The sequence below is a fragment of the Marinomonas foliarum genome (genome assembly GCF_016906065.1).
Lineage (GTDB): Bacteria > Pseudomonadota > Gammaproteobacteria > Pseudomonadales > Marinomonadaceae > Marinomonas > Marinomonas foliarum.
In genome coordinates, this window is the sequence record NZ_CP070273.1 from 3,132,108 (window position 1) to 3,148,708 (window position 16,601).

Below are 16,601 nucleotides of genomic sequence, written 5' to 3' on the forward strand. Positions count from 1 at the left end.
CATGGAGGGATAGGAAATCAAAGCAGTTTTAAAAAAACGGCTTTGATTCCTTGAATTCGCTTGAACTCTTGATCCTTTTAATACTTACCAGCGATATTTTGTGCTGAGTACGATAGATCTTGATTGACCGTAGTAGCAGTAATAATCACAAGCAGAAATATATTCTTGATCTAATGCGTTGTTGATGTTGAGCTGGGCACTCCATTTATCACTAATGGTGTAGGAAGCCATCATATCCAGTAAGGTTACGCTAGGTACTGTCAGGTCGCTGTTTTTTGGATTATCTTTTGATTCGCCAACATAACGGACGCCGCTACCAAAAGACCAAGCAGGTATGCCAAACGCTGATCCGTTTATATCCAGCCAAGCAGATGCCATATGTTTTGGAATCATAGCAGCTTGTTTTTTCTTGTTATCCGTTGTTGCGTCTGTTTGTGCATCGGTATAGGTGTAAGCGAGACTGAGTTTGGTATTGCTTGTCATGGCCGCCGTGCCTTCTATTTCAATACCTTGTGAGGTTACTTCACCTGCTTGTGTTGTGACGTTATTTTGAGTTATCAGTGCATTTTTTTGGGTTAAATCAAACAAAGCGAGATTGATGTAGCCATCAATCGTATCGGGTGTATATTTTAATCCAAGTTCTACCTGCTTACCCGTTAACGGTTTATAAAGTTGGTTGGTGGTAGTGTCTATTGTTGTAAGTACGTCGAATGACTCTGCATAACTCAAATAAGGTGATAAACCATTGTCCGCTATGAACATAACGCCCGCATTTGTTGAAAATTCGTTGTCGCTGCGAGATTCTTTCTTGTTGCTCGTTTTATTGTGGTTTGTGGTCTTTATCTCATCGTATCGTCCGCCAATCAGAGCAATCCACTGTTGGTCTAGTTTCATTTGATATTGAGAATAGAGACTGGCTTGGGATTTTTCGATATTACGGCCAGTGTTGTTCGCGGCACTTAGCGGAGTGTAATTTCCATAAACTGGGTTGTAAGGGTTGATACTCCCAAAACTATAGTTATCTTGCTCAACACCGTCTGTCTCATGACGCTGAAGGTCTAAACCAATTAATAGGGTATTCTCAATTCGGTCTGAAGACCATTCAGCAACGGCTTGGTTGTCAAATGTTAAGCTTTCATTAGTGCCATCGCGAAAAACAATCCCTCGACCAATGGACGTCGTATTTACATCAGCGTTTGGAAACGCATATGAACTGCGAAGGTACAAATCGTTATAGCCGTAATTGAGTTTTTGAGACAATGTCCAAGTCTCGTTTACATCGTGTTCAAGGATATACCCTAAAGAGGCTTGCTTGCGTTGGTATTTATCGTAATCAGGTTCACCTAAGTTTGTAGATGGCGAAATTACGCCATTTGGAGAGCGTATAATGGTTCCCGCTGCCGGAAAAAAAGGGTTGGTTGGTGTACCGTCATCTTCCAAAAAAGTGGCTAGGATAGTGAGACGCGTTTGCTCTGAAATCGCTAACGCTACGCTTGTTGCTAAGTAGTAGCGCGTGTTTTCAGTCCCGTTCAGTTGGCCGTCATTTTCTTTAAAAGCCCCTACTACTCTATATTGTGCGTTACTTCCAGAGATTGAGTCAGAGACATCAAATGCAACAGAATGATAATTATCATTGCCAATCTCAAATTGTAGTTCGTTTTGAGTATTGTCTGTCGGCTTTTTTTGCACCGCATTCACAACGCCTCCTGGAGGTGCTTCGCCATATAAAATGGAGGATGGGCCTTTTAGCACTTCTATTTTTTCTAAACCATATGGCTCTAATAGCCAAGTGTAATAACCGTCTCTGAATAGTCGGCTTCCGTCTAAATACGTAGCGGCATCGAATCCTCTGACTTTAAACCAATCGGTATCGTTGTCAGCTCCATATGGTTGCGATAAAACCCCTGATGTGTAGCGTAAAGCTTCGTCCAATTTTTGAGGCGCGTGCGTCACTAGGTCTTCTTGAGTAACCACAGACAATGATTTGGGGGTTTCTTGTGCGGGGGTATCGACTTTTAATACTGAATTACTGACTTCTATTGTGTCAAAGGTATAACCGCTATCTGAATTTTCTCCTGCAGAAAATGCGCCACTGCTTGTGGCGATTAGGATGGAGGGTAGAAATGTTCTTCTAATTTGTCTATTTAGTGAAGTTTTTGTGGTGTGTGACATAGTGATGGTATTCCCAAAGGTCGATTCTTTTATCGTACTTTATAATGTTATATAAGATTAATACTGGTAATGTTAATGATTTTCATTATCTCATATTATTGATGTGTTAGTTTGTATTTTTATGCTGACATTAAATATTTTTATGCGATTCAAGGAGGGGGGTTTGAAGATAGAGTGGGTATTGCTGTTAAAACAGCAGAGCATGGAGGGAATATGAAGTTAAAAGAGTAGATAATTGGGGTCTGAGAGATAATTAAGGGCAGGGTAAAATTAAATCTACTCCTTGCTAATCCCTCTTCATGCTATCCTTCTCCATCCTAAAGTATGTGAGAAAGGAGTCTCCATGCCACGTCGTCCGAGAGTTTCTATTCCTGGCTATGCTGAGCATATAATTCAGCGAGGTAATAACCGTCAGCCTATTTTTGCGTGTGATGAAGACATTAAAGCCTATGCTTATTGGCTTGGTGAAGACGCTAAAAAGTTTGAAGTGTCGATACATGCTTGGGTGTTTATGACGAATCATGTGCATTTGTTATGTACGCCAAGTAGCACAACAACTATCTCCAAAATGATGCGGTCGCTAGGTAGACAATATGTACGGTATTTTAACTATACCTATCAACGTACTGGCACTTTGTGGGAAGGGCGATTTAAGTCCTGTCTAGTACAAGATCAAAGTTACCTTTTTCATTTGTAACGCTATATTGAGTTGAACCCTGTTAGGGCTGAAATGGTGAAAGATCCCGCAGACTATTCTTGGTCAAGCTACCAATGTAATGGCTTAGGTGCGAGTAGTGATTTACTGACACCACATCAACTCTACCAGTCACTGGGAAGAACAAAAGAAGAGCGATGTAATGTGTATCGAGTGATGTTTCAGCATCAGGTAGATGGTAAATTGCTAGAAGACATTCGGTTAACGGCAAATAAAGGGCTAGCGTTAGGAAATGATAGATTTAAAGAGCAAATAGAATTGCTAACAGGACAACGGCAAACGCAGGCAAAGCGGGGAAGCAAAGAGGGTTGGCGTAAAAATAGTGGCGATGACTAGTGATAGTGATTTAATTTTACTCTGACCCCAATTATTCACAATTATTCAATTATTCAAGAAGGCAAGTTCGTTATTCCATTGTTATCCGGTCATGAGGGCGGCGCCAACGAGTGGGGCGCGCAAGTGGCAAAATCCCTTGGCGCACAGTTGGTTATGACCACAGCGAAGCCTTACTTGAATCCTATTTATACTCTGGGAATGGGCTGCGAACGCAACTGCCCGCTGGAATTTATCGAAAACCTGATGCTTGATGCGCTTAGTCAAAAAGGCTTAACGCCAAGCGATATTCATTCCTTAAACAGCATCGACATCAAAGCCGACGAAACCAACCTCATCGCCCTCGCGGAAAAATACCATTGGGACTTCAACACCTACAGCGCACAAGAGCTGACACAGATGGAGTCGCTTCTTAGTACTAAATCCGATTACATCTTCAACACCGTCGGCGTTTATGGCGTCGCGGAATCTGCCGCGCTGTTAGCTGCTCAAATGGAAGCGGGTACAGAACCAGAGCTTATCTTGAATAAAATCAAAAACGCCAAAGCGACCTGTGCTTTGGCAAGAGGGTTTAGAAGCGAATAAGTGCTTTGTTTCTCTAATTTAATAGGAAGCTTCTTCCCATGTTGGATAGTCACTGTAGCCTCGCTCAGATCCCCCAAAAAGAGTTGATCCATCAAAGGGGGAAAGTGGTAAATTTTGCCTTAAACGCTTTGGTAAATCTGGGTTCGCTACGAAGTCTCGACCAAAGGCAACTAAGTCTGCATAGCCATTTGATATAACCCATTCAGCACGAGAAAGGCTATATTTTCCTGCTACGATGATTGGGCCACTAAAGCGGCTTCGAATAGTTTGTCTAAATGATTCCGTGAATGTCGGCGCATCATCCCAATCCGCTTCGACAAGGTGTAAATAAGCAATGCCTATTTTGTCTAAGAATTCAGCAGCGTCGGCAATGGTTGGAAGAATGTCTGAGCAATCCATGCCACGTGCAGTAAGAAATGGTGCTAATCGTATTGCTGTATGCAGAGGACCTATTTGATCGGCCACAGCGATGACCACTTCTTTTAGAAAACGCAGGCGATGTTCACGTGAGCCGCCATATTGGTCTTGTCGTGTGTTAGACGTGGTACGAAGAAATTGGTCAATTAAATAGCCATTTGCTCCATGAATTTCAACACCATCGAATCCTGCATCCATGGCATTTTGCGCTGCGTGTCTATAATCCTGAATAATAGCTGCGATTTCTTCTTTGTTTAATTCCCTAGGCGTTGGACAATCGACCATAACACCTTTATCCGTAGCAGGGTCAACTTTCCATATCTGCCCTTTAAAGGGCACTGCAGATGGCGCGACAGGTAGATCTCCTTGATGGAAGTCTGGGTGAGACATACGACCAACGTGCCAAAGCTGCAGAAATATTTTACCGCCTTTAGAATGAACAGCTTTAGTCACTATACGCCATCCCTTTACTTGTTCTTCACTGTGGATGCCTGGGGTGTAAGAATAACCTTTTCCTTGTGGTGAGATTTGTGTTGCCTCTGTAATGATTAGTGCTGCGGATGCACGTTGTGCGTAATAGAGCGCGTTCATTTGGTTTGGAATATCACCCGGTTGAGTGCTTCTGGCGCGTGTCATTGGTGCCATAACAACTCGATGAGGGTGCTCTTTTCCTAAAAAGGTAAATGATGAAAAAAGTGTATTTGGGGTGGTGTTGTTCGTTAGCATCTTATTGATCTCCACGTTAATCAGTAACTATTAGGAGTTATTATTTACTTGTTTTAATGATTTGATAATTGGTCTATTGTTTGAAGTATTATCAAATTATTTGGAATAGTTGTGCAAAACCTTGGTGATATTCGATTATTTGTTGAAGCTGCAAATTTAGGTGGTATATCAGCTGCAGGCCGTAAGCTTGGGCTGTCTCCTGCCGCAGCTAGTGCACGTCTTAACAATCTTGAGGCGCATTTAAAATCTCGGTTATTTGAACGGACAACGCGCAGTCTTCGGCTTACAGATGAAGGCAAAGCTTTTTTGCTTTATTGCCAACAAGGGTTAGAGGCGTTTGATGATGGTTTTGCTTTTCTAGAAAACCGCACTCAGGCGGTTAGCGGACGAATTCGGCTTTCAGCTACGTCGGATTTTGGTCGACATAAGTTGACTGGTTGGTTGGATGAATTTAATAAGGTTTATCCAGATGTGCAGTTTACTTTGTTGCTTTCAGATTCATTATCCAGTCTGCATCGTGACGATATTGATTTAGCTATCCGTTTTGGCGAGCCTCAAGATAGTTTGTTTATAGCTCGTCAATTGGCTAAAAACCGACGAGTATTGTGCGCTTCATCAACGTATCTTAAAAAACATGGTTCGCCCAAGTCGCCAAAAGACCTTGTCCAGTTTCCCTGTATTGTTTTGAGTACAGACAGCGGCCCCATAAGCCAGTGGCTATTCAAATATGACGAAGAAGTAGAAAACGTTACGATTTCGATGGAGTGTGCAAGAGAGACAAATGATGGGGCTATAGCTCGTCAATGGGCAATTGATGGACATGGAATAGTCCTAAAATCTATTTGGGATGTAGCAATGGATATTGAAGAAAAACGACTAGAGGTTGTCTTACCTGAATGGAGCTTTACCGACGCCCCTGTGCATGCGTTATATCACAAAAATCGCTATATGCCAGCTAGAGTAAGAACGTTCCTTGATTTTCTGCGTAAACGTTTTGATGATGAATCTCGACGACTATGTTTAGTTTAATCGTGATTAGATAAATGGGGGCAGAGTAAATTTAAATCGGTCCACTTAGCTAATCACTCTTCATCCTACTCTTTATGAGCATACCAATAATAAACAAAGCACTTACTTAGCATACTGAATAGTTAGGTAACATTAGTGTTTTATACTGCAGCGTTGTGTTAATGCTTTAGCTCTTTGTTTACTGCTATATCGTTCTCAGCGGTACTTTTCGTGCTTTGGTCTCTTTATGATTTGGCTGTTTTTGTGAGGTTACTTGATATGCTGCTGAATTGTATAGAGACTGAATGACATGGTTAAAAGCTTCAATCTTGATACGCAAAAAATGGTCCTGAACGTGCTAGAGATATATCTTTGATTGTGTATATAAAGTGCAAGTATAGGCGTATTATGATGCAGAAATATCCGCAGTTAACTTTTATTTATTAGCAGGTTTACAAGTCATGTTAAGAGGCTTTGATACTTTTCGAAAGCGTATCACTTTATTGTCAGGCGGATTGCTACTGACTCTCAGTTTTTTACTTATTACTTCATTCTATCAATTAACAGCCTCTCGTCTTTCTGTTGCTAGTGGTGAAACTTTAGTTGGTATCAGCCAATCCATTTCTAATATGTTAACTGCCGATATAGCTGAGCGACATCGAGAGGTTGTGCTGCTGAGTCAGCGCTCTTTTCTATATGAAAATCGGGATTTAAGTGATTTACAAGGTGCTATCGATAGAATCAAAAGCTCTTATAAAGACTATGTGTGGATTGGTTTTGCGGATGCTGAAGGCTTAGTGTTAGCGTCAGGAAATGGTTTGCTTAAGGGGGCCGATGTTAGTCAACGGCCATGGTTTATAAATGCTAGAGCAGTTCCTTTTGTTGGAGATGTCCATCACGCCTTACTGCTTGAACGTCTTCTCCCTAAGCCGAAAGACGGTGTTCCTATACGATTGGTCGATTTTTCAGCTCCTGTGTTAGGCGATAATGGGGAGTTAAAAGGGGTCGTTGGGATTCATGTGGATTGGACTTGGGTAAGAGAAATCATATCGTCTTCTTTATCTGAAACATCAAAAAGAAAAAGTATTGATGTATTTATTATTGGTAAAGATGGGGATATTTTATACCCTGATAGTAATGTTAAGGGGGAGCTTCAGGCACCTAAAACTTTGCCAAAGAGTGGTGAGTTTAAAGCTCTAGTCTGGCAAGATGGCGAAGAGTATTTGACCAGTTTAGTTTCTGTAGATTCTCCTGAGTCATCGTCTCTTGGGTGGAAAATTGTTGTACGTCAGCCTTTGTCTATTGCGATGTCAGCGGTTAATGATGTCCATAAGTTATTACTTTTCTTGGGGGGATTTTCGACCCTATTCTGTATGCTTTTGGCGTATTGGTTTGCTAGTACGTTAAGTCGCTCGCTTGAAAGGCTGGCACATACCGCCAAAAGTATTCAACAAGGAAATCGTAATGCGACTTTCCAAGATGATAGTAAATTGAGCGAAGTTGCAAGCCTGAGCTGTTCATTAGAAAAAATGATGTCTTCTTTATTGGTTCGAGAGCAGTCTTTAATGCAAATGAATCTCACATTAGAGACAAAAGTACGCACTCGAACGGCTGAACTGGAAGCCAGTAATCGGTCACTAGAAGTGATTGTGCGACAAGATCCATTAACACAAAGTTATAATCGTTTGGCTTTAGATGAGGTTTTGCTTGGTGAATATAATTTAGCGAAGCAATCTCAGCGGCCGTTTGCTGTGATTATGGCTGATGTCGATTATTTTAAAAAAGTAAATGATGTATATGGCCACACGGTTGGCGATACTGTACTCAAAAAAATGGCTGTCCTGTTCTCCCGCCTAGTTGGAAGTAAGGGGATGGTTGCTCGATTTGGTGGTGAAGAGTTTACGGTTCTATTGCCAAATTTCCGTGTCGAGGAGGCTGGAATTATTGCTGAGACTCTTCGCTCAGCTCTTGAAAAAGAAGATATGGATGACAGCCTTTTTGTTACCGCTAGTTTTGGCGTAGCTACCTATAAAAATGACGACTCTCATTATGAACAGGTACTTAATCGTGCAGATGCTGCGCTTTATGATGCCAAAGAACAAGGCCGAAATAGGGTCATTGTTAGTGCTTATTAAAACGACTACGTTCTGATTAATCATGGGCTGTGCTCGTGGCGAACTTTTTCTGTATCAGACTCTAATGCTTCGAGTATGGTGCAATGCTCGGCGCTTTCTTCACCGCCACAGCAGGCATCGGATAGGCGTTTGAGTGAGGTTTGAAAACGAGTGAGTTCTGCAAGTTTCCTTTCGACAGCTGAGAGTTTGGTATCGACAAGCTCTTTAACATCAGCACAGGCGTTGTCGGCTTTATTAACTTCAATTGAAAGTAATTCACGAATTTCTGCCAGAGTGAATCCAACGTTCTTTGCACGCAAGATAAACTGTAAGGTTTTTTTATCTTTTTCCGTATACAGTCGGTACCCCGATTCTGATCGGCTTGAAGGGCTTAATAAATCATTCTTTTCATAGAAGCGTAATGTGTCATTGTTGATGTCACAGGCTTTTGCTAGTTCCCCTATGCGGTACATATTTTGCTCCTGATTATTTCCTTTCAGTATAAACGTTAGACCTAGATCCTAGGTCAAGTTATACCAGTTTTAAGTTTTATTCATTATGAATAGTGGTTTACACATTAGAAGGGATGTTTTGTAATGTTCCTTTCTGTTTACCTTTTCAATGTGATTCAGTGGGATGTTTGTCATGCGTCGTTGTTTTCCTTTCGCCATTTTTGCTTCTTTGTTAGCTGGAGGTTGTGCCTCTTCTGATAACACCCCAGTAAATCGTTCATTAGACTCATTTAAAGGTTCTTCAGCTTGTTATGATCGAGAAACAGAGCCTTACACTCCAGTTGTAGATACGCATTTACATTACCGACCATTTGATGGTCGAGCGATTCCCTTTAATGAAGTGAATGACTATTTATCTCAAACCAGTGTGCGCTTTGCCAATGTGTATGGCATTGGACAAATGCTGCCAGCTAACTCTTCTTGTTCGAATTATTTAAAATGCCCAGGCACGCCAGTATCGCCTACAACGCGAAATGATTTTGTTAATGCTGCGAACATGGTGGAGTACAAGCCCGATGATCTTCACCTGACTTTGTCGATGACCTTTACGGACTTGTCTGATCCTGAACCGACCGTTGCCTTGATGAAGCTTTACGAAAAGGAATACCCTGGACTATTTCACTGGATGGGGGAAGTGAATTTGGTGAAGCAAGCTCAATTTAATAATCGACATAAACCCGCGACACCAAAAGACATCACTAAGTGGGCGGGTTTTATGGCCGAGTTAAGAGCCAGAGATTACCCGATAACGATTCACTCCGATATCGGTAACAACGCAACGCCAACCTTATATTTGCCCTTAATGGAGAAAGCGTTAACACTTTATCCTGATAATAAAATCGTCTGGGCGCACATGGGGATTTCTTATGAACAAAAATCGTTGGATGCTTCAGAACACATTGCTATTTTGTCGCGCCTGTTAGATCAATACCCGAATTTGATGATAGATATTTCGTGGCGTGTTCTTGAAGATTACTATTTTAGTAAGTTTGGGAATCGGAGCAAATACGTTGCTTTTATGAATCGTTACTCAGATCGTATTCTGCCTGGCTCTGATTTTGTTGCTTTTCGCGGAAATAATTTTAAGGTGTATCAATCCGAGCTGGAAGCGACTAGCAGAATTCTGCAGTATATCGATGATGATGCCTTTCGAAATATTGCCTTGGGTGAAAATTATTTTCAGTTGTTGGATCTAGAATATCAAGCCCCCGTTATTTGTCAGAGTTAGTATGTAGGTTTTTGTTGCTAGGCTTCCATTGTTTATTCATTCTCTTTCGTTGTTAATTTTGTTTTCTTGCTCCATGCTGGTATGAGTCCAATTAACGTTAGGTAGTGAAGTATGGGAAAGCTGACGTCTAACCGTCACCAATCGCTTGGAGAAGAAGTGGCTAATAGTATCAGCCATGGTTTAGGCTTAATTGCTGCCATTGTTGGTACTCCGTTTCTTATTTTGAGCGCGATTCGATACGCTGATTTGAGCTACGTTATTGGAGTCAGTGTTTTTTCAGCAACGATGATCATATTGTATTTAGCCTCTACTCTTTACCATGCAATGCCTAAAGGTAAACTAAAATATGTCTTTCGAGTAATCGATCACTCGGCTGTGTATTTATTGATTGCCGGAACTTATACGCCATTTATGTTGGGTGTATTGGGTGGTGCGTGGGGTTGGTCTTTACTAATATCTGTTTGGGTGCTTGCAAGTATTGGCGTTGGACTAAAGGCGTTTGGCAAAGTCTCTCACCCAGCCGTTTCAACCATACTTTATGTCGTGTTGGGGTGGCTGATTCTTATTGCGATTAAGCCGCTTGTTGCTTTGATGGCACCAACAGGACTACTTTTATTAGTGTTGGGCGGCGTGCTTTACACTCTTGGTGTGGTGTTTTTTGTGCTGGATTCACGATTGCGCTACGGGCATTTGGTTTGGCATTTATTTGTACTTGGTGGGACGGTTTGTCACTATTTTTCAATCTATTTTTATGGGGCCTAAAAACACATAAGTTGCTATATTTTAAAATGATTTGTTTATGAGCTGGGTTTATTTTGCCAGCTATGCAGAGTTTTAAGCTGTTCTAATAACAATGATTTATTGCTTGGCGTTAACTCATTAAATAACGACAGCATTGTTTGTGAATCTTGCTTTAGTAAAAGGCTATCCACTTCTATTTTTTCTTTTTTCAGCATACCTTCTTGCTGTAAAAAAACCGATATCTGGCTTATTGGCTGCTCACTAGCCGTGTATAGCACAGACGGTTTGGTATCGAGTGCTTGAGCAATCTTTTGTAGTACCTTTTGTGAAGGCTGCCTTTGACCTTTTTCAATGCGCGATATATTGCTGGTTGCTATATCAGCTTCCAGGGCTATTTGCTCTTGCGTCAGACCCCTTTGAGTCCTCAAAGTTTTTATCACATGTCCAATATTCATACTTTAATTATCCGTCCTGCTTTGCTTACAGAGCAAAACCTATAAGGCAATTCACTTGACACATTTTGCCTTATAGGCAATATTGGCTGGATTTTGTGTCTAAAAGACAAAATTTTGATTGCGTTATGTACGAATCGAGGCATGCAGTTGAAGGTTTTTTTGTGAAAAATGATGGTTTAGATACTGAGTGCGATTGGCATCACATACAAGAAACGAATGGTGGCTTTATTGTATTAAACAGTAAGGGTGTGATTGTTTCTTGTAACGATGAGGCGAAATTAGCTCGATTGGCTCTAACAATACAGACAATACTACCGTTTGATCGTTTTTGGTTAGATGATGAGAGTCGACTGTTTCAGCTGAGTGAGTTCAAAGATTCTATTGGAAAGGAGGCCAAGCTTTTATTTATGGATAATGGGGTTAATACACATAAAGTGAAAGTGTGGGCGGATGCTTTTTGGTTATTAGGGAAGCAATATTACAGCCTGTTTTTTCAAAACCGCTTAGTAGAGCAGGAGCATGTAGTTGCATTGTCTTCTGCTAAAAAAGTTCAGGCTTTGATAGATGATTTGAATGACGACTTGCTCGACCTGCATTATCAGCCACAGATAAATATTACAGATAATAGCCTTCATGGTGTGGAGGTGTTAGCAAGGTGGACAAACAAAGAATTTGGCCGTGTTGCTCCTGACGACTTTATTGCTTTGGCAGAAGAGCATGAGTTAATAGCGGATTTGGATATATGGGTAATGAGTCGAGCTTGTCGGCAATTAGCGCTATGGCGAGAGCAGGGCATTCACATCCCTTCCGTTGCCGTTAATTTTTCACCGCTTACCTTTACTTACGCCCACCTAGAACAAAAGGTACAAGCTATTCTAGAGGAAAATAGCTTATTGCCATCGGATTTGGTTATAGAAGTGACTGAGAATAAGTCCATCAACACATCATGCTGTTTTGATAATACTATTGCACGAATTCATGCGCTGGGGGTGGCTATTTCTTTAGATGATTTTGGCACCGGGTATTCAAATCTTAAACGCTTACTGAAATTTCCCGTGTCACAGTTGAAATTAGACAGAGTGTTTGTGGATGGCTTATCCAATGAGCGTTATAGCGAAATGTCTCAGGAACTTAGTAAGGTCGTGTTATCTCTTTGCAAGACGATGCGTGCCACTGCTATTGCCGAAGGGGTGGAAACACAGCAGCAGTTATCCTATTTAGCCTCAATGGGTTATGGGGTTGTACAAGGATATATTTTTTCTCCTCCTCTACCGCAATTGGAGTTTGAGCATTGGTGCTTTAAAAGGAAGTGATTTTTTAGGGAAATATAAGCGTTAATCTGATTTACAACATGGTGTCTAAAGGAAGTGTATATGCTACGGAGTATAAATATTAGGTCTCGATTATTAATGGCTTTTACCGTCATTATATTCTTGCTTGTCTGTCTAGGTGGCGTGACTATGTCAGCTATGAAAGGTATTCGAGCTAATTCTGAGATGATTGAGACGAATGTGTTGCCAGCGATTGCAAGCTTAGGTGATGTTAACAGTAATTTAATGCGAGTGCGGATATTTACTTTAAGGCTATTAAACGACACTAGCCAAGAGGCGAAAAAAGCCACTTTAGCGGATCTTGAAAGTATAAAAAAAGAAGTCGCTAAACACCGTTCGGATTATGAAGCGACTATATATTTAGAAAGCGAGCGACGCTTATTCGAAGAATTTAAAAAGTCTGAAACCAGTTACTATAAAGTGCAAAGTGAAATAGCTTCTTTGTCATTGCAAGGAAATGACGCGGTTCTTTCGGCGTTAGTTCCTAAGATGAATAATGCTGCAGATAATATGGTTCGATTACTGAGAGAAATAGTTGCTGCAAATCAAGAAGGTGCTGATATAGCCAGTGCCGATTCACTGAAGAAGTATAATGAAAGCTTTATGCTTATTGTTATTATCGTTGTTTTTGCTGCCGCTGCTGCCTCTGTTATAGCTGTGGTCCTTTCTAGAAGTATTAATAAACCATTACAGGATGCTGTTGCATCCGCAGAAGTTATTGCCAGTGGTGATTTGACTCAGACTATTAGTGCTAATGGGGATGATGAATTAACTCGTTTAACCACAGCTTTGAATACCATGCAAGGGAACTTACGTACAGCGATAGTTCATATTGGTGATTCATCTGGTCAACTTGCATCGGCTGCCGAAGAGCTAAATACGGTCACAGAAAACTCGTCAAATGTGCTGATGCTACAGAACGAGGAGATCCAGCAAGCTGCGGCCGCAATTACTCAAATGAGTTCTGCAATAGACGAAGTTGCTCGAACAGCACAGCAAACGTCTGAAGCCTCGGTAGAGTCTGCTACTTTGGCAGAAGAAGGGAAGGTACGCGTTAGCGAAACGACGTCTGTTATTCTAGATATGAATAAAGAGATGACAACCAGCACCGGAGTGATTAATCAATTGGCAGCACAAGTCGCATCGATTAGCCAAATTTTGGATGTGATTCGTGCAGTAGCAGAGCAAACCAATTTATTGGCGCTAAATGCTGCAATTGAAGCGGCAAGAGCAGGCGAAGCTGGACGAGGGTTTGCTGTCGTGGCCGATGAAGTAAGAAGCCTTGCTCATCGGACTCAAGAATCGACCGGTGAAATTGAAACCATGGTTCGTCAAGTTCAACTTTCGGCAAACGATGCGGTTTCTTCAATGGAAAGTACTAACCAAAAAACAAGCCAAGCTCAAACCGTTGCTGCTGAAGCTTCAAAAGCGTTAGAAAAAATAACGGCACGTATTCTTGCTATTAGTGACAGTAATCATGTAATTGCAAGTGCTGCGGAAGAGCAATCTACAGTTGCGAAAGAAATCGATAGTAATATTTCTACGATTAGTGACTTGGCTACACAAACGGTAGTTGGTGCCAATGAAACAAGTGCAAGCACAGCTGAATTAACGCGTTTAGCTGTCGAGCTGAATGAGTTGGTGGTTAAATTTAAAGTCTAAAGAATGGTTTTTTATCGATCTGGTTTGCAAGGCGTGGCTTGTGTGTCTGTTTTTAGGCTGGATCGGTAGTATACTGCTTCATTTATAAGGTCAAAAAGACGCCTTTTTGACCTTCTCTCTGTCTGCCACCAGACACATTTTCTTTTAGGTAACTACTGCTTTTATGACTATCAACCTAAAAAACATTACTGATCAAAATATCACTTGTGCAAACTGCCAAGCTTGTTGCTGTCGCATGGAAGTGATGATCATCAGTGATACTGGTGTGCCAGACAAACACATTTCAGTGGATGAGTGGGGTGGGGAAACCATGTTGAGATTAGACGATGGTTGGTGTTCTGCCGTTGATAGAGAGACCTATCTTTGTACCATTTATGAAAACCGCCCTTGGATCTGTAGAGAATTCGAAATGGGCTCGGAAGAATGTGCCGAGGTGTTTAATGTGGTTGAATAATAGTGTTTAAACGAGGGAATATGATGAAAGCCAGTGTGATGGGGTTTAATCCAGATTATTCTGAGGAAGCGCCAACATTTGAAGACATTCAGGCGCTTGGTGGGTATTCTATTTTGGAGTTCGGCACACCTTGGTGTGGACATTGCCAAGCGTCTCAAACTGCTGTTGAAAGCGTTCTGAAGGAAAAGCCAGAACTGTTGCATATTAAAGTTTTTGATGGCAAAGGCAAGCGCCTTGGTCGCCAATTTAGTGTTAAGCTTTGGCCAACGCTCATTTTATTGAAAGACGGTGAAGAAGTAGACCGAATTGTTCGCTTTACTTCACCTGGTGATGTAATGGCTTTACTGAATCGGCAGATTTAATTCACTGTCGAGCAGTTTGGAAAAGTTCAAACAGTGATGTCTATCAGCCGACCAATTGTTTTATCCGAAGCCTCGATTACGTTTGCATTTGCTTGAGCTTCTAACACACTGCTTTTTGCTTCAATTAAGCCGTCTTTGATCTGTGACCCATAAACATCAGGTTGCTGAGGGGCTTCTTGGTCAACTGCTGGCAGTGATGCGCTCGCCACTTTTTGGCTTGCTTGATCTAGCTTGTCTTGGCTGCGCTGTAAGCCCTGTTGACCATAAATAAATGACGAACTATTGATTTCCATGAGTGACCTTCACTTTAAATGAATAGATAAATATTAGCACAATAATGTGTTTGTTTTTTATACAATGATTGTTTTTTTATGTGTCAGATTGAAATTTATATGATGTGGGCTGGTTAAATATGATGTGTAACATCGGAAAAGCACTAATGGCGCTGTCGGTTACTTTGGTGTGTTCGTCAGCTATGGCCATGAATAAGCTAGATTCAGCAAACGGAGCGGTGTTTTACAAAACTATCGATGATTTTTCAGCCTCTGCTGTATCTAACGCCGGTAAAGTCGACGCGCTAAGTGTGACCTTACTTGGTGCGGAGTACATTGGCGGTAGTGTTGGGGAAGGTGAGCAGGGTAAATATGACAAAGACCCTTTGACCCGTTTTGATGTGTTTGATTGCACTACCTATGTTGAAACTGTGTTGGCTGGTGCTATTTCTACGACGTCTGATGAGTTTCAGTCAAACTTACAAAGTATTCGCTATCGAAATTCGAACGTTGATTTTGTTTCTCGTAATCATTTTCCGAGTGTTGATTGGATCCGCAACAATCAAGATAAGCTAATGGATATTACGCCGGATGTTGGCCATGGCCAAGCTCTGGTTGCGAAGGCGATGATAGATAAGTCTGCATGGTATCAGCGCCTCACGAGTGAAGTACTGAAATGTGATACTGATTCTTCTAGCGAATGTTTAACATTGTTGAATCAACTACGTGAAGAAGGCCGTATTTATTCCGCAGAGCCTGCTTACATCCCTTATGTACCATTAACGGCGCTGTTTGGTGGTAACACAAATAAGGTTGATCAGGCACTTTTAGACCGTATCCCTTCTGGTAGTGTGATCAGTATGGTAAGGCCTAATTGGGATGTAAAGAAATACATTGGTACGAATATGAATGTCTCGCACCAAGGTCTGGCTATTCGTAAAAACGGTATCTTGTTTCTTCGACATGCTAGTTTGACGAACAAAAAAGTAATGGATGAAAATTTCGCCGAGTACTTCTCTCATTACTCTGAAGCCTCTTCTTTAAAAGGCTTTAATGTTCAAGTATTAAGACGCTAACAGTGTGATTATTTTTTGCGACTGCTCTTTTTAAAGTTAGTGCTGAAATGCTGAAGGTGTAGCTCTAATGCATCGCAAGAAATAGTGATCTCGCGCACAGATAAATACAAAGAATACATTAGGCAGATTAGGCTCGCCCCGAAAATGTAACTGCCTATTTCTTGGTACTCAAGGTAGATTGCCATCATAGATAATACACACAGAAAAAAGCTAATCACCCCAGCTTCTTGCATGCGTCTTATTAAATAAATACGTTTACGTAAATTTGTAATTTGATCTGTTGTGTTTGCATCTTCGAGTTTAGGGTCAAAGTTACGAATAATTGATGCTAGTGTGACAAAGCGGTTCGTATAAGCCAAAAGCAATAAAGAAACGGCGGGGAACAACATTGCGGGAGTCGTTAGAGTGATAATCATGCTGGGTCCTGCTGATCAATAA

Annotated in this window: 18 protein-coding genes; 12 read left to right on the forward strand and 6 right to left on the reverse strand. The window is 41.3% G+C overall.

The features are described from left to right. Positions 1-84: 84 nt before the first annotated feature. A complete protein-coding gene (locus JSY38_RS14575; RefSeq protein WP_205113813.1) occupies positions 85-2,172 on the reverse strand; it encodes a TonB-dependent siderophore receptor in 2,088 nt (695 codons plus the stop codon). Between the two features lie 343 nt (positions 2,173-2,515). On the opposite strand from JSY38_RS14575, the gene JSY38_RS18525 reads away from it, so the two are divergent. The 3 genes from JSY38_RS18525 to JSY38_RS14585 are packed head-to-tail and all read left to right on the forward strand — an operon-like array spanning position 2,516 to position 3,805. Further along, a complete protein-coding gene (locus JSY38_RS18525) occupies positions 2,516-2,869 on the forward strand; it encodes a transposase (RefSeq protein ID WP_239543984.1) in 354 nt (117 codons plus the stop codon). A 33-nt stretch (positions 2,870-2,902) separates the two neighbouring features. Continuing rightward, on the forward strand, positions 2,903-3,223 hold the full coding sequence (locus JSY38_RS18530) for a hypothetical protein (RefSeq protein WP_239543985.1): 321 nt from the start codon (positions 2,903-2,905) through the stop codon (positions 3,221-3,223). Between the two features lie 51 nt (positions 3,224-3,274). Further along, on the forward strand, positions 3,275-3,805 hold the full coding sequence (locus tag JSY38_RS14585) for a cobalamin biosynthesis protein (RefSeq protein ID WP_275586996.1): 531 nt from the start codon (positions 3,275-3,277) through the stop codon (positions 3,803-3,805). An 18-nt stretch (positions 3,806-3,823) separates the two neighbouring features. Here JSY38_RS14585 and JSY38_RS14590 read toward each other — a convergent pair whose 3' ends face one another. After that, positions 3,824-4,948 carry an alkene reductase gene (locus JSY38_RS14590; protein WP_205113815.1) on the reverse strand — a complete coding sequence of 375 codons (1,125 nt, stop codon included), beginning with the start codon at positions 4,946-4,948 and terminating at the stop codon, positions 3,824-3,826. Positions 4,949-5,059: 111 nt separating this feature from the next. Here JSY38_RS14590 and JSY38_RS14595 point away from each other — a divergent pair, with 111 nt between their 5' ends. Both JSY38_RS14595 and JSY38_RS14600 read left to right on the forward strand, forming a co-directional pair. After that, entirely contained in the window at positions 5,060-5,977 is a 918-nt protein-coding gene (locus tag JSY38_RS14595) for a LysR family transcriptional regulator (RefSeq protein ID WP_205113817.1), read from the forward strand. A 440-nt stretch (positions 5,978-6,417) separates the two neighbouring features. Then, positions 6,418-8,091 carry a sensor domain-containing diguanylate cyclase gene (locus tag JSY38_RS14600; RefSeq protein WP_205113819.1) on the forward strand — a complete coding sequence of 558 codons (1,674 nt, stop codon included), beginning with the start codon at positions 6,418-6,420 and terminating at the stop codon, positions 8,089-8,091. Positions 8,092-8,111: 20 nt separating this feature from the next. On the opposite strand, the gene zntR is transcribed toward JSY38_RS14600, so the two are convergent. Next, entirely contained in the window at positions 8,112-8,543 is a 432-nt protein-coding gene (gene zntR / locus JSY38_RS14605; protein WP_205113821.1) for a Zn(2+)-responsive transcriptional regulator, read from the reverse strand. Positions 8,544-8,715: 172 nt separating this feature from the next. Here zntR and JSY38_RS14610 point away from each other — a divergent pair, with 172 nt between their 5' ends. Further along, the gene (locus JSY38_RS14610; protein WP_205113823.1) at positions 8,716-9,810 is read left to right on the forward strand and encodes an amidohydrolase family protein; all 1,095 of its coding nucleotides are present in this window, start codon (positions 8,716-8,718) and stop codon (positions 9,808-9,810) included. A gap of 111 nt (positions 9,811-9,921) precedes the next feature. After that, positions 9,922-10,572 (forward strand): PAQR family membrane homeostasis protein TrhA, encoded by a 651-nt coding sequence (gene trhA, locus JSY38_RS14615; RefSeq protein WP_205113825.1) that lies wholly within the window; start codon positions 9,922-9,924, stop codon positions 10,570-10,572. A gap of 35 nt (positions 10,573-10,607) precedes the next feature. Here the strand turns inward: trhA and JSY38_RS14620 are convergent, their stop codons facing one another. Then, on the reverse strand, positions 10,608-11,006 hold the full coding sequence (locus JSY38_RS14620) for a helix-turn-helix domain-containing protein (protein ID WP_205113827.1): 399 nt from the start codon (positions 11,004-11,006) through the stop codon (positions 10,608-10,610). 161 nt (positions 11,007-11,167) lie between these two features. Between JSY38_RS14620 and JSY38_RS14625 the strand changes: the two genes are divergently transcribed. From JSY38_RS14625 to JSY38_RS14640, 4 genes are all read left to right on the forward strand, one after another. Continuing rightward, positions 11,168-12,319, forward strand: coding sequence for an EAL domain-containing protein (locus JSY38_RS14625; protein ID WP_205113829.1), 1,152 nt, complete (start codon positions 11,168-11,170; stop codon positions 12,317-12,319). A 60-nt stretch (positions 12,320-12,379) separates the two neighbouring features. Further along, positions 12,380-13,999 carry a methyl-accepting chemotaxis protein gene (locus JSY38_RS14630; RefSeq protein WP_205113830.1) on the forward strand — a complete coding sequence of 540 codons (1,620 nt, stop codon included), beginning with the start codon at positions 12,380-12,382 and terminating at the stop codon, positions 13,997-13,999. Positions 14,000-14,162: 163 nt separating this feature from the next. Then, positions 14,163-14,453, forward strand: a complete 291-nt coding sequence (locus tag JSY38_RS14635; protein ID WP_205113832.1) for a YkgJ family cysteine cluster protein — start codon at positions 14,163-14,165, stop codon at positions 14,451-14,453. 20 nt (positions 14,454-14,473) lie between these two features. Next, the gene (locus JSY38_RS14640; protein ID WP_239543986.1) at positions 14,474-14,815 is read left to right on the forward strand and encodes a thioredoxin family protein; all 342 of its coding nucleotides are present in this window, start codon (positions 14,474-14,476) and stop codon (positions 14,813-14,815) included. 26 nt (positions 14,816-14,841) lie between these two features. On the opposite strand, the gene JSY38_RS14645 is transcribed toward JSY38_RS14640, so the two are convergent. Then, positions 14,842-15,108 carry a hypothetical protein gene (locus tag JSY38_RS14645; RefSeq protein WP_205113834.1) on the reverse strand — a complete coding sequence of 89 codons (267 nt, stop codon included), beginning with the start codon at positions 15,106-15,108 and terminating at the stop codon, positions 14,842-14,844. 119 nt (positions 15,109-15,227) lie between these two features. Here JSY38_RS14645 and JSY38_RS14650 point away from each other — a divergent pair, with 119 nt between their 5' ends. Further along, on the forward strand, positions 15,228-16,163 hold the full coding sequence (locus tag JSY38_RS14650; protein ID WP_205113836.1) for an N-acetylmuramoyl-L-alanine amidase-like domain-containing protein: 936 nt from the start codon (positions 15,228-15,230) through the stop codon (positions 16,161-16,163). 8 nt (positions 16,164-16,171) lie between these two features. Here JSY38_RS14650 and JSY38_RS14655 read toward each other — a convergent pair whose 3' ends face one another. Next, a complete protein-coding gene (locus JSY38_RS14655; protein WP_114410308.1) occupies positions 16,172-16,579 on the reverse strand; it encodes a DUF2721 domain-containing protein in 408 nt (135 codons plus the stop codon). Between the last annotated feature and the right edge of the window lie 22 nt (positions 16,580-16,601).